The following is a 14,007-nucleotide window of genomic DNA, read 5'->3' as shown; positions in this document are numbered from 1 at the left end:
CAATTGCTTTGTCAACATTCTCGGCGGCTTGATTGCCTACTGCCATCAACCGAAGAAACCGTCCATTGCGCTCGACCACAATCTGCTGCTCCCGGCTTAACCCGAACTCAGGTAAATTACTGTCGTCCCTTTGATTCACAAACGAACTAGCAAAATTGCTGAATCAACGCAATAACGATCGCAACGAGTTGTTCTGGATCAATTGGCTTCCTACTTTGCTTGAGCTATGGCTGACAGCACGGAGTTACAGTGGCAGAGGTTTTTCCCTCTAGCCTTTGTTGCCGCAGTAAATCTCTCCAGGCAGCAAGAACCACTTGATTGTTTTGGGATCCTTGAATTTGTACGCCCAAAGCAGTAAGAGCGTCATACCAAATGCCGTATTTTGCATAAAGCTTGGCTCGATCTAGGGGGGTTTTGGCTTGTTTAAGTTCCTGTTGTAACGCGGGAGGTGTTGCAACGCGCTGAATCCTACCTTTACGAACTAAAGGTTTATCAAAAGTATTATTGTTCGGATCACTAGCAGAATTGCCCGCACTATCACAATAGAGGGCGAGATCCCATTGATAGGTGGCGATCGCAAGCGGCACACTTGCCGGAATAGAGAATCTAATGACACCGGGATTCGTTTTCGGCAAGCGGGAAGATATTTTGTAGCGCGTCTTACCCGTTGCGTCGCGTAATCTCCACTCTGCAAGTGTTCCCACAGTAATTCCGGTGGGAACATTGAACCAGACCGTTGGTCGATCGCTGACTGTTAAGCCCCAACGATCTTCAGGTACATTGGCATGAGGTGATGGAACTAATGCAGTTAGACCTGTGTAGACATCATCACAGGGACCGCGAGAGCCCCCGGCCTGTCCTCGGTCAGAAGGAGTACCTGGATCGGGAGGCGTGGGCGGAGAAAAGTTAATTCGCTGTTGAGCATTCGAGAATTGAGCGATCGTAACTGTACCGATCAAAACAACCCCTAATGCAGCCGAGGCAGTTTTCATAGAGGCTAGAAAGGTCATGGGAAGCGTCTCCTGTTGTTAGTTACGATGGGCTAAAAAACGATAGGCAACAATACTACTATTCAGAATGAGACCCAATAGTGCAGGGATCAATGGAATCCAGCCGCCTTGGGTGAGAATCAGCCAACAGCCGCTAATCAGTACCACAACACTGGCGACCATAGCGAATCCAATCCAGTTGACCTGCCGAAAGCACCATAGAATTAGTCCTCCTAGAAGCGTCCATCCTCCAATCCATAGAATTTCAATTCCAGGTGACCAAACCCAGAGTAAGGGGCGCTTGTCCAATACAGTACTGAGCATCTGGCTGATCATGTGTGCATGAATGAGTACACCGGGTAGTCTTTGCGAAAAACTCCTACTATAAGGGGTTGCAGCATAGTCTTTACTACTGGAAGCCGTGACCCCAATTAGCACAATGCGATCTTTGATTGCCGCTAAATTGATTTGTCCGCCCAGGAGCTGACGCACAGTCACTTTTTGAGCCATGTCCTGGGGAGATTTTGTCGATCGATAGTTGAGCAAAATCTGACTTCCGCGTGCATCAAAGCGTTGATAGCCCCCGGTTGGATTAGTTAAGCTTGGAAACACCGTGGAACCAAGCTGTAAATGGTTGTTCGAGGTGAACGTGGGCGCAATCTGGGGTTGTCGTGCAAACAGATATCGAAAGACTAGCTGCACACTCAGACTATAGGGAGTAGAACAGGCTGCGATCGTATTAGGACTCGCGAATAACAACTGCCGCCGAATCACGCCGTCTCTATCTTCGAGAAAATCGCTGAAACCAACCTCTGATTGCCCAATTCCAGGGGGTGGTGCAATTCCTGTCGGATCATTCGATTCTGGGTCAGGACGCTTACAGATCGCAATTAGCCGATCGTTCTGGGTCATCTGTTGAAGGCGTTTCTTTAAGCTAGAACGGCGGGCTGGAAAGTCTCGATACAAATCAAGTCCAATTACTCGCGCTTGATGCTGCTCTAGCGTTTCGAGAACGCGCTCTAGCGTTTCATCAGATAATGAGCCAGCATTCTCCGGTTGTTTCTGAATGTCTTCCTCTTCCACTCGAACAATCAATAAACGTGGATCAGGTGGCTCGATCGGGCGGTGTTGCATCAGAACATCAAACGCCTGGAGTTCCAAAGGTTGCAACAATCCAAGCCAGCGTGTCCCAACAATCAAGCTTGTAACCAGCAGCGTGCTCAGTGCGATCGTTTTAGCTTGCGATCGCGTCATCGGTGGTAGAAGCCTGCGTTTTTGACCACACCAATCTTGCCAAATTGGTGGTACTTCTGCGGGATTTTGACAAATCACGGGCAGCCAAGTTGCACAGGGAAATTCAGATTCTAGAGCTTGCAGTTTTTCTCGTGCCTTCCGAACCGCAGCATACAGAGATTGCCCACTGGAAAAGGCACTGAGAAAAGATTTGAGGAATTCCTGGGCAACTAGATCCGGAACAGGTTCCCGCATGACAATAACTTGGGGAAGCTGAAGATCGGCAAGATCCTGAGCCAACCCCAAGCCGTCACAGGAGTTGAAGATTGCCAGCTTTAGACCTTGTGCGATCGCATGGCGTAAGCCGTATTTGAGTTGTTCGATCGTGAGAGTTTCCGTTTGATTGATTTGAATGTAGCCTTTTTCGCTAGTTGAACTATGTCCAGCAAAAAATAAAACATCCCAATTCGCTTGCCAAACTTTTTCCTGTAAATCTTGCGCGGTCGGTTCGACTAAACAATGAATTTCACTATCTGGCAAGCTTTCTAATAGTCTGCGATCGCGCTCAACATCAATGCCTTTCGCATTGCCAAGAATACTCAAAATTCTCACTTTTTTACGCCGAGGCGGAGATGGGAGTTGCAGCGATCGAGCAAATTCCGGCAAACTTAGTGCAATTTCAGCATGGGGATAGTCGGTGAGAAAGTCCCACAAACACCACGGCAATTTTAAGATCTGATTGTCTTTCGCAACAATCATTAAACGAATGTGATCTTGGGGTGAAAGGCGAGTCCGTAACTGACGATCGATGACGCGAAAAGAACTCGCACTCAGCCACGCATTCAATTGAAGTTGCAGATCGTGAGATAGTTGATGAAATTCTGAGGCGGAAATGTGAGTGATTTCTTCTTCATCAATTTCAAAGTCTGGATGGTGTGTTTGTCGCCATCCTAAATGAGCATAAAGCGCTGTGTAAAGAGATCGCCATCGTTGATAGCGATCAACGATTCCCGGAATCGCGGGTAAGCTTCCGGTAAACTGCATGGGAGTCGATCGCCCGGATTCCCAAAGTTGAGCGATCACGGTTGGGAATCCGTTTTGCCAATTGCCTTGCCCAAGATTGAGAACAACTAGATAATCCATAGTGAGCATCGCTATCTGTTACATAAAATAAGAACTCCGCCAACTTCCTAAACTATAAATCTCTCCGTTAAATCTGCCGAATCTAACGAAACTTGTAGCGTAAATCGTGTCCCGATCGAGCAACGAAATCGCTTCAGTTGAATGCCATTATCTTGATCACGAGCCGTCACCGATTGCACAACATCTCCTGAGTTTGACAGTAGCGACAAACGAACCCCCGTGGGCAGAATCGCCGTGGGTTCAGCTGAACCAAGTTGCACTCGAACCGAAACGCGATTAACGCTCCGCACACTACCTAAACAATCGCCCTCCTTTTCTGATTTGACTAGAAGCCACAGCGTTTGTTCTCCGAGTTCTAACACTTTGGTTTGCTGCATTGGTGCATCGGCTAGTTCAACGGTTTGCCGAAACTGATGCGTGATACAGGGTTTGTTGCTTGGTTCTGAATCTGATGGTTGCCGATGAGCCGTAAAGGTATTCTGTAACCATTGCCGGAGTTGGAGCAAGGTGTTAGGAAAAGTCATGGCAAGCCTCACAAACAGAAGGTTAGGACAGCAAAATCCGATTGATAGTCTTAACGTGAGTTCGACGAAGTTTCTTGCTTGGTTTTAATCGGCTTCTTGCCCCCTAAATCCCCCATTCTGGGGGACTTAGAAAACAGCAATTCCCCAAATTGAAGCGGTTTCTTAACCTTCAAAGTCCCCCACGAGTGGGGGATTTAGGGGGCAACCCAACTCTCCAATCGAAGCGAATACGGTCTGTCGAACTGACGTTAGTCTTAACCACGTTTGCGTTTGGAAAAAATATGCAGTCGATCGCTCTCAATTGACGAAAATTTCTGTCCCTTGTGTGTGGCTCGTAGAAGCATCATTCAGATCGGCTCAATCGGATTGCTATCTTCTACCAAGGGTTGCCAATCAGCGTAAATGCTGCCCAGTGATGCGGGTGAGCGAGGTTTTCATCGATCAAGGGCACAATCCCTGAAAACGAAGGCCGATTGCGGAGGCGTTGCCGAATCTCAGCCGAGTTGCGAATCATCTCGATCTGAGCTTCCCGTATCGCATCCGCCTTTACCTCAGCCGTTTTGAGTTGCCGATAAAATTCCTGCATCAGGAGCAATGTACTTGCATCACTCACCGACCAGAGCGCCGCGATCGCCGCTTTACTTCCCGACTGCACGGCTAACCCCGCAAAGCCCATTTCTGCTTTACTATCCCCCAAAGCCGTCCGACAGGCACTCAACACCAACAACTGCACGGGCGGATTGCGTAACCCTAAGTCCTGAAGCTGACTGAGCCGTAACTGCTGATCCCAAAACTGAATGTACGACCGGTTGACATCTCCCGGCGCAAATTCCGCATGGGTTGCCAAATGAACAATGCTGTAGGGCGTTCTCTCGCGTGCGGCTCTCAGTTTTTTGAGGGTGAAATTTTGATTGAGCAACACCGTTCCTTCCCAAGGCGGTTGAGTAATCGCCGATAGCTCGATCGGCACACCAAGCAGAGGTGGCTTATTGCCAAAAGTCGATGCACCCATTGCCAAAATCCTGGTGTTCGTTGACGTTCGCGCTTGGCGATCGAGTAAATTAAACGCAGGAATAATTGCCAAGTTATACTTTTCGATCAAAAACTGTTTGCCATCATGCAGAGCCGCTAACGGCGTACTTCGTAATCCTGCTCCGAGACAAAATATGAGTTGATTAACGCCTTGCTCCCGTAACTGCGGCTCTAAGGGGGCAACAATCCACTGATAAAGCTGTTGACCGGGTTGTAGGTAATCCTCTGGGTCTGAGTCCTCCCGAACCACGCCCATGCGAAAGGCTTGAATCGTTTTAGTCAATGCCGCTCGGTTAGCCGCGTTAATCCGGCGATGAATCAGTCTACCGTTTGCCGTTACTAACATTAAATCGAGATGATTTGCTCCCGGAATAGCGTACAGCAAAGCAGATTTGCGTCCGGTGCGACGATTAATTTGTCCGAGAGACTCAACGATTTGAGGAGCAGACAGCACTTGAGTTGTGAACTTTCCTTGAAAGTACTCTTCGTATTGCTTTTTCCATCGCCGCTCAATTTGTAGAACCGCTTCCGCAACATCGCCACGATCGAGCGCTTGACCCACGAGATCCGGCGGTGGGCTGGGAGAGGGCGTGACCGAGGCGGTTTCTTGAGCAGGTAGCGGAGCGATCGAGAACATCACGACTGAAGACGTAAATTCGCACCCAACTAGAGCAACAGAGAGTGCAACCCCAACAAACGGTAGATGCTTGTTCATAAGTCCTCGACGAAATAGCAGGTAGATAGTAGACGGCTTCAGTGATGTCTCGGCTCGATCGTTGAAGGATGGATATGGAGAGCCATTAATCTCTAATTGATCAATCTCGTTTTCATGGATCTGATGCCCTGACGAATAGATAGCAGTATCTGTTGCATGAATTCATGAATTGGCGACAAAACTTTGGATTTTCCCCTTAGGTTCGTTGTCGCAGACTAGGTTTTTATAGCCCCGAATCGATTCACTAAGCTGTTTCCCAGATCGAGCCGTTTTAACATTGAAACGCTTCGATTAGAACCGCATTGCCCAATGCAACCTGCAAACTAAATTCAGTCCCAGCAGGGCACTTAAATCGTTGTAGCTGAATTGAGTTATCTTGCTCCCGTGCTTGAACCGATTGCACAACATCGCCCGAAGCAGAAACCAGCGATAGCGCCAAACCCATTGGCAAACACTGAGAGCGCTCTGCTGGACGAAGTTGCACTCGAATGCTGACTCGATCATCCGCTTCGGGAGCAAGAGCAAGCATCAACAGAACCGTTTGTTCCGCAAACTCTAACGGTTTAACTCGTCGAACCCCAGTCGGCTCCATGATCTCCGTTTGGCGAAAACTGAATGCCAGTTCTTCAGGATTCAGCCACGTCTCGATCGCGCTCCATCCCGTCGTAAACGAGTTCTCTAGCCATTGACGCAAATTCGTTGCAACCGTTACATTCGGATTGCGACCTTGACGCAGTTGATGTAATCTTTCTCGCCACGATCGCGTTTCCAGTAATGATCCCCACAGCGTAAACGGAATTTCTAAGCGCGGTTGCTCCACAGTAGCCAGCCGTTGCAGTAAATTTTCTGCTTGTGTTTCCGCAACTGATGGTAATTCTGTAACCCCAACTCGTGTGGGTTCCGTCGGATAGAGTTGACGCATGACCCATAACACCGCAATGTCCTGAACCAAAAACTGAGCATCAAGACCGTAAGCACGATCGCTGGAATCATACTGTCCGAGCGCCTTGATTTGCGCATGGGTGGTATATCCCCAAATCCGCAGCGATGACTCATCGGGATTGACTTGAACCGCCAAATAATAGTCTCCAACCCAGCTAGGAACATCAATCCATTCTTGTGGAACTCTCAGTTCACTCGTGTCAAAACTTTTCTCTGGAATCAGCACCAAGCGTTTTTCATTCCACTCAATGGCGCAACCCTGAATCAAGTCCCACGCGGTCAAAGAAGCCGTCGATCGCGACGCGTATTCCGCCTGCAACCACGGTAAAACTGTCTCCAAACAAACCTGATTCAGATATGCTGTCCATTGTGCTTTCGGCATCGAATAGCGTTGGCTGTGTTGCCAAGCGCGGTGATCGATCGCTGCGGAAATTTGTAATTCTAGTTGCGTAATGCTGTCCATAACTGTTGTTTAAGTGTCTGTACGATTCAATCGATCCTCATCCCCTCTTTTCCATTAGCCATTCTTCCAATACCGCGCTGATTTGTTTTCCCACGTCTGAAGTTGGTGCAATATGCAAAGTGTCCTGACTCCAACGCAAAAGCGCCGATAGTAAAGCCTCGCGTGCCTTACTTAGCTTGCGAGATACAGCATATTGCTGGATTCCTAATTGTTTTGCAATCTCCTGCTGAGTTAAATTTTGTTGATAATAAAGCTGCAACAGCTCTTGGCTCGCAGGATCAAGTTTGGCGATCGCCGCTTCTAAAACTTGATTGAGTTGCGATCGCTGCGCCTGCCGTTCCTCAAGGTCTTCCTGAGAAATCAAGTCTGTCAACAACGACTCTTGATCCGGATCAACTATGTCATCCTGAAATTCTTTAGTGTCTTCGCCCAACTTCGGCGCATTCAGCGAAGAGACAGCAGGATAGAGGTACGATCGCACACGGTTGACACAAGCCGTTAACCATTTCTGGATCACATCCGCACTTGCCTCATCGCCAGGAGATCGCAGTTGATGGCGTTGCTGATTGTAGCAACTGGCGATCGCGTCCCACGTTTCCCGATTGGGTGCAGGAAGTTGACGCAATTTGGGAGATTTTGTGGGCAAATAAACCGATTCAAAACACGACCACGCTAGAATCCAGCGATCGATGTCATCCGTATTCAAGCCCGCATTCTGTAAAGACTCCACCAATCGCTTACGACTGACTTTTAATAACAATCCCCAATCGCTACATAAATCAATTTCGCGACTCTGCCGCAAAAAATCTCGAATACTATTACTAAAGGCTTGACTGGCATAAGTTTTCAGACTGCCGGGATAATCAGGATCTCGCGCCTTGAGAATTCTTGGCACCTCTGCGATCGCCACTTGAAAACAATCCGATAAGCGATACCGTGATTGTGACAAATACGGCATCGTTTTATATGCACTCCAGTAACAAGCCTCTTGCAGGTACGCAGATAGATGCCCCAACGCTGTCTTTTTATCTGGGTGCTGTTGCCAGACTTTTTGCCAATAAACGACCCAAAAAGTATCTGCGTGAGGCTCCGATCGCTCAGATAAATGTGTTTGAATGCTGCGCCGCAATCGTGCATCTGTTGCCCATCCCCCAAAGCTGTCAGCCTTAAACTGTACAAAGGTTGAAAATAAATCGATGATGCTTTGACGGGGTTGCATGAAACGCACTCCTGCTGTGCAAAGGACTCAACCCCCCCAAATTACTAGGTTTATCAATGGGTTTCAATATCCGATGCGGAAGTTGTGGTTGTGTCGCGAAAAAATTAAGGTACGCTAAATCTGTTGTGCAAGAGCCGAGATTTTAGCGTGTAACTGCCCTTTCTGTAGCGTAGTCAGAATTTTTTGCGACACAACCGTGCCATTTCCCTCATCCAGTCTGCTTTGTAGCCGCGTTGCCACCCCCTGAAGAAGATCAATCTCTTCACTGCTTGGAAAACAAGCGGTTATGGCTATATAACCACTGCTATACCTGCTCTTACTGGCAGTTTCTTCGAGGAGTCTTACTAAAAATCTCCAGGCGCTTGAAGCAGCCTGGAGATTGAAATCAATTTATCAACGTAAATTAGCCACCCGCGATCGCAGGAATAATGCTCACTTCGTCACCATCTTTAAGCGGCGTATTCACTCCATCAAGAAAGCGAATGTCTTCGCTGTTCACATAGAAGTTGACGAAGCGGCGCAATTGTCCTTGCTCATCACACAACCGCGCTTTAATACCTGGACAGTTAGATTCAAGCGACTCTAACAATGTACCAATGGTATCGCCGCTACATTCAACGGTTGCCTGATCGTTGGTGAGCTTTTGCAGAGGAGTTGGAATTAAAACTTTAACAGCCATAACCTTAGAACAATGTGGAAAGAACTAAAACATTAAACCAAAACTTGTTGCCACTCTAGACGATCGAGCGTTCTGGATCTTTCTAATGCACGCTCGAAGCTATCGAGTTTCGGTTCGATCGTGAACGGTTCGCCGACGTAACCTTGTACTGCTTCTTGAGTCTTCAGACCGTTTCCGGTGATGTAGGCGACCGTCGTTTCATCGGGATTGATCTTGCCTGCTTCGACCAATTTCTTCAGCACTGCGATCGTCGTTCCGCCTGCGGTTTCGGTGAAGATTCCTTCGGTTTCCGCCAGTAGCTTGATGCCCTCGATAATTTCAGCATCGGTGACGGATTCGATGTTGCCGTTGGTTTTCCGAGCGATATCGACCGCATAAACACCATCTGCGGGATTTCCGATTGCGATCGATTTGGCGATCGTGTTCGGCTTCACCGGGGAGATAAAGTCGCGCCCTTCTTGAAAGGCTTTGGCGATCGGAGAACATCCTTCCGCTTGTGCGCCACTGAATCGAACCGCTTTTTCATCAACCAAGCCCACTTCAACGAACTCTTGGAAGCCTTTGTAGATCTTGGTGAAGAGTGAACCCGATGCCAACGGAGCAACAATGTGATCTGGCAGTTGCCATCCAAGCTGCTCGATCACTTCGTAGCCCAGAGTCTTTGAACCTTCAGAATAGTAGGGGCGCAGGTTAATATTTACAAATCCCCAACCGTGGGTGTTTGCCACTTCAGAACAGAGGCGATTCACTTGGTCGTAGTTACCGTGAACTGCCATCACAGTTGGGCTGTAGATTAGCGTTCCGAGGACTTTTCCGGCTTCAAGATCAGACGGAATGAACACACAGCAATCGAGACCTGCATGAGCAGCGATCGCCGCAGTCGAGTTGGCTAAGTTTCCGGTACTGGCACAAGAAACCGTGGTAAAGCCCAATTCACGGGCGCGGCTCAATGCTACCGAAACGACGCGATCCTTAAAGCTCAGGGTCGGCATGTTCACTGCATCATTCTTGATGTACAGCTTCTTCAGACCCAACCGACGCGCCAAACGATTTGCTTGCAGCAAAGGAGTCATCCCAGTTCCGACATCAATGACGTTATCGGTTTCAACGGGGAGAAACGGACGATAGCGCCAAATCGAGTTCGGGCCTGCTTGAATGGTTTCGCGAGTGACTGTTTTGCGGAGCCAATCGTAATCATATTTGACTTCTAACGGGCCAAAACACATCTCGCATACATGAGTTGCTTTTGGCTCGTATTCTGCGCCGCACTCTTTACACTTAAGCGCTTCAAAAGCAGATTGGCTAGAACGAATTTTGGAATGGGTAACGGTCATCTCTCGAAACTCCCTATCAGCAAGCTTTCTATCGTTTGACTGTGATTTCGCTTGAAATCGTATCACGCGAAAAATATCGAGTCAAACAAATCCGATAATTTTTGTCGGGATTGCTCAACCACCGCTCACAGGCGGGATTAGAACGATTTCATCGCCGTTTTGGACGATCGTCTCTGCGGAAACAAATTCCAAATTTATGCCAAATTGAGTAATACCCTTGAGCGGCGCAAGCTGAGGACGATCGTACAGGATGCGATCGCACACCTGCTCAATGCTCACGCCTTGGGGCAATTCTAGTGTTAGTTCTGGCACTCCGTAAGCATCCTGATACGCCGCAAATAGCTTTACGGTCACGGTAATTGAGTCAGACATCTTCGGTAAAATTCAACAGGTTTGTTCAAAATCAGGCGAAAAAGATCACTCTAAAGAAAAACGATCGCGCCTCCTCTGAGTATGACGTACTGTATTAACCCTGACTGCCCCCAGCCTCAGAATCCAGATCGCCTTGAACGCTGTCAGAGTTGCGGCACTCTGATGAAACTCAGAGGACGTTATTGCGTTGTGCAACCGCTCGGACGAGGCGGATTTGGCAAGACTTTTTTAGCGATCGATGAAGATCGCTTAGGAGCTCGCTGCGTAATTAAACAGTTTTTGCCGCAGAGCAAAGGAACCAAGGCGCTGAACAAAGCGATTCAACTGTTTGAACAAGAAGCCGTCCGACTTCATGAACTCGGAGAGCATCCCCACATTCCCACACTCTTGGCTTATTTTGAGCAGGAACAGCGCCTCTATTTGGTGCAGCAGTACATTGAGGGGGCGACTCTGGCGCAAGAACTAGCCCAAACCGGGGTTTTTAACGAACAAAAGATTCGAGAAGTGTTAGTGCGGCTGTTGCCGATTTTGAAATTTGTTCACGATCGCAATGTGATTCATCGTGACATTACACCTGCCAACATTATTCGCCGCAAGCTAGACGGACGATTAGTGCTGATTGATTTCGGCATTGCCAAGGTGTTGACGGAGACGGATGCAATTCAGCCCGGAACCAGAATCGGAACAGAAGGCTATGCCCCCGTCGAACAACTGCGAAACGGCAAAGCTTATCCTGCAAGCGATTTATACAGCTTAGGTGCAACTTGTATCTACTTACTCACTCAAGTCAGACCTGAAAAACTGCATGATCCAATATCGGGGCGCTGGCTTTGGCGCGAACACCTGGAGCGGCGCGGCGGTGGCATTAGCCAAAGGATCGGGCAAATTCTCGATCGCTTGCTCAGGGATCTAGTGAGCGAACGGTATCAAACTGCCGATGAAGCGATGCATGACCTAAGAATGGCATTATCTACGCCTGCGGTTGGTGCAATGAGGGAGTTTGAAAGCAACGAGGTGACAGCGCCAGTCCTCGCAACACAGCCGCCGGAGTTGCGCCCTTCGCGACCGAGCATTCCGCCTCCGCCCTCGATACCCACGAGCGCCGCCCGCTATGTTTCAAAGAGTTCACAGCCGCGAAAATGTCTCTACACCTTGAGCGGTCACAGCACTTGGGTGATATCACTCGCGATTAGTCCAGACCAACGCACGTTGGTCAGCGGGAGTTTAGACGATCGCATTTTCATGTGGGATGCAAGCACAGGCGAACGGTTAGACACGTTTATCGGTCATACGAAATCGGTGAATTCGCTTGCGTTTAGTCCTGATGGGAGGCGATTGGTCAGTTGTAGCGATGATGATTCGATTAAGATTTGGGACTTACCCAGTGGTGAGTTAATCCGATCGCTCTGCGGTCATTTGCGCGATGTGAACGCGATCGCGCTGAGTCCCGATGGACAGTTTTTCGTCAGTGGTAGTGAGGATCGCACCGTTTGCGTTTGGCGATTGCAGACTGGGGAACTGCTGCAAAGCTTCACTACGTCAGGGATGGTGCGATCGGTAGCGGTCAGCCCAAGCGGTCAAATTGTTGCCAGTGGTGGGCTGGATAATCAAATTAGGCTGTGGAGTTTGAGAACAGGTCAGCAAATTCGGACATTAAGCGGACATCAAAATTCTATTATGTCGATCGCGCTCAATCCGCAAGGCGATCGTCTTGTAAGTGCGAGTAAAGACAAAACAATCCGGATTTGGGAGCCGAATTCTGGAGAACTGCTGCAAACCTTGACCGGACATTTCGATATTGTTTGCACGATCGCGATTAGTCCCGATGGCAAGACCTTGATTAGTGGCAGCAATGATAAAACGATTAAGCTTTGGAACCTTAGCACTGGAGACCTTCTTTGCACCTTGAGTGAGCATTCTCAAGCGGTCAATGCAATCGCAATTAGCTCAGACGGCAGGTGGTTCGCTAGTGGTAGTTCAGATAACACTGTAAAAATCTGGCAATTAAGAACGTTAGAACTTGTTCCACCGCTTTGAGCTTAGGCAGCACTGACTGAAGGTTTGAATGATGTCTGCAAATCGCGAATTCTGTTCCATTAGCGCCATGTGCCCCGCTGGAGACAAGACCTCCAATTGTGCTTGAGGGACTTCTCGACTCATACGATCGCTCGCAATCGGTCGAGTTGCAATGTCCGATCGACCTACTACAACTAAAGTAGGAACTGTTATCTTCGGTAACGTTGCAGTTTCATCAAATCTAAACATTGCCAGAACACCCCGCGCCAAAATTCCCGGTGGTGCTTTGATACCAATTAAACTAGAGAAATTAAGCTGCCCGCGTGTTTCTCTTCCGGTAAAGCCAGAAATTTCCGTGGTTAGCAGGGTCGTACCATTCAAATAACTGAGCCAGCTTGTCAGATGCAGTAGTGGAGAAAGCACGATCGCAAGATATAGCAAAGGCTCTAGCAGAGGTTTTTGCAGTGCTAGCAATAGTTTACTGAGAATGGTCGTTCTCAGTGGATTGGTGTAGGTTCCATCTACCAAGATCAAGCCTGCAACTCGTTGTTCAAGTCGCTCTGGAAACAATCGACAGAAGGTGAGCAGAACCATTGCTCCCATACTATGTCCGAGCAAAATAGCAGGCTGATCTCCTGCTATCTCCAAGACTGCATTCAGATCACGAGCATATTTTTCCAAAGAGTAGTCGCGATTTTTCGGCTTTTTAGATTGACCCAATCCAGGCAGATCCCACACAATCACGCGAAACTGTTGAGCAAGCTGCTTCTTGGCGTAGTACCACACGGTACTATCCGGCCCCCAACCGTGCGTCAGAATCAGCGAGGGAGCATGGTCATCTCCATAGAATTCAACTTTAATTTCGCTGCCATCCGGTCGAACTAGGCGTTGAACCTGGCTGCTGCGGTAAGGTTTAGGTTCATCCCGACCAAGACGACGCAGTAGTAGAACCGGCAAAAAGCCCAAGAATGACCAGAGTAAGAGTCCAATGCCTAGATATAACCAGCGATCGTCTTGCCATTCTCCCTCATACCACTGACGCAGAATGTAACCGCTACCACCCAGTAGAGCGATAGACAGCAAGCCTGCGAACGATCGCAGCAGAAAATCGAGGGGCATGAACATCACAGAATTACTCTTTAAGAGCAGAGAATTAAACTAAGCTGAGATTAAAGCAAAGTTCGAGCTAAGAGTAACCCTCTGAGGATAGAATAGCTTCGTCTTAATGTTCTCTAGGGCGTATCTGCAAACTATAGAGCGACCCCAAATCTAGGGTGCATCTTCGAGCGGTACTGGGCACTCTAGCGTCTGGAAACAGATGGAATGAGCAACCATGGCACAGCATC

General features: G+C 48.5%; 11 protein-coding genes. 1 reads left to right on the top strand and 10 read right to left on the bottom strand.

Annotated features, from left to right (window positions below; all coding sequences use genetic code 11):
• Positions 1–224 precede the first annotated feature (224 nt).
• The 9 genes from NC980_RS25320 to NC980_RS25280 form a co-directional block, all read right to left on the bottom strand.
• Positions 225–1,010 carry a DUF928 domain-containing protein gene (locus NC980_RS25320; protein WP_190377441.1) on the bottom strand — a complete coding sequence of 262 codons (786 nt, stop codon included), beginning with the start codon at positions 1,008–1,010 and terminating at the stop codon, positions 225–227.
• Between the two features lie 18 nt (positions 1,011–1,028).
• Positions 1,029–3,365: a CHASE2 domain-containing protein gene (locus NC980_RS25315; RefSeq protein WP_190377440.1), complete on the bottom strand. Its 2,337-nt coding sequence runs from the start codon at positions 3,363–3,365 to the stop codon at positions 1,029–1,031.
• Between the two features lie 47 nt (positions 3,366–3,412).
• Positions 3,413–3,889 (bottom strand): DUF1822 family protein, encoded by a 477-nt coding sequence (locus NC980_RS25310; protein ID WP_190377439.1) that lies wholly within the window; start codon positions 3,887–3,889, stop codon positions 3,413–3,415.
• Positions 3,890–4,265: 376 nt separating this feature from the next.
• Positions 4,266–5,636 carry a CHAT domain-containing protein gene (locus NC980_RS25305; protein WP_190377438.1) on the bottom strand — a complete coding sequence of 457 codons (1,371 nt, stop codon included), beginning with the start codon at positions 5,634–5,636 and terminating at the stop codon, positions 4,266–4,268.
• 271 nt (positions 5,637–5,907) lie between these two features.
• Entirely contained in the window at positions 5,908–7,041 is a 1,134-nt protein-coding gene (locus NC980_RS25300; protein WP_190377437.1) for a DUF1822 family protein, read from the bottom strand.
• 37 nt (positions 7,042–7,078) lie between these two features.
• Positions 7,079–8,260, bottom strand: coding sequence for a sigma-70 family RNA polymerase sigma factor (locus NC980_RS25295; RefSeq protein ID WP_190377436.1), 1,182 nt, complete (start codon positions 8,258–8,260; stop codon positions 7,079–7,081).
• Between the two features lie 403 nt (positions 8,261–8,663).
• Complete coding sequence (locus NC980_RS25290) at positions 8,664–8,939, bottom strand: MoaD/ThiS family protein (RefSeq protein ID WP_190377435.1); 276 nt, start codon at positions 8,937–8,939, stop codon at positions 8,664–8,666.
• Between the two features lie 32 nt (positions 8,940–8,971).
• On the bottom strand, positions 8,972–10,273 hold the full coding sequence (gene thrC, locus NC980_RS25285; protein WP_190377434.1) for a threonine synthase: 1,302 nt from the start codon (positions 10,271–10,273) through the stop codon (positions 8,972–8,974).
• Between the two features lie 114 nt (positions 10,274–10,387).
• Complete coding sequence (locus NC980_RS25280) at positions 10,388–10,645, bottom strand: MoaD/ThiS family protein (RefSeq protein WP_190377433.1); 258 nt, start codon at positions 10,643–10,645, stop codon at positions 10,388–10,390.
• A gap of 81 nt (positions 10,646–10,726) precedes the next feature.
• Here NC980_RS25280 and NC980_RS25275 point away from each other — a divergent pair, with 81 nt between their 5' ends.
• Entirely contained in the window at positions 10,727–12,682 is a 1,956-nt protein-coding gene (locus tag NC980_RS25275) for a serine/threonine-protein kinase (RefSeq protein ID WP_190377432.1), read from the top strand.
• Here NC980_RS25275 and NC980_RS25270 read toward each other — a convergent pair.
• Positions 12,659–13,780 (bottom strand): alpha/beta hydrolase, encoded by a 1,122-nt coding sequence (locus NC980_RS25270; RefSeq protein ID WP_190377431.1) that lies wholly within the window; start codon positions 13,778–13,780, stop codon positions 12,659–12,661. The two genes, NC980_RS25275 and NC980_RS25270, sit on opposite strands and share 24 nt — an antisense overlap.
• Positions 13,781–14,007 lie beyond the last annotated feature (227 nt).

It is taken from the genome of Leptolyngbya sp. AS-A5 (assembly GCF_039962495.1).
In the GTDB taxonomy this organism is placed as follows: domain Bacteria; phylum Cyanobacteriota; class Cyanobacteriia; order Leptolyngbyales; family Leptolyngbyaceae; genus Leptolyngbya.
This window is presented reverse-complemented; position numbering and strand designations above follow the sequence as displayed.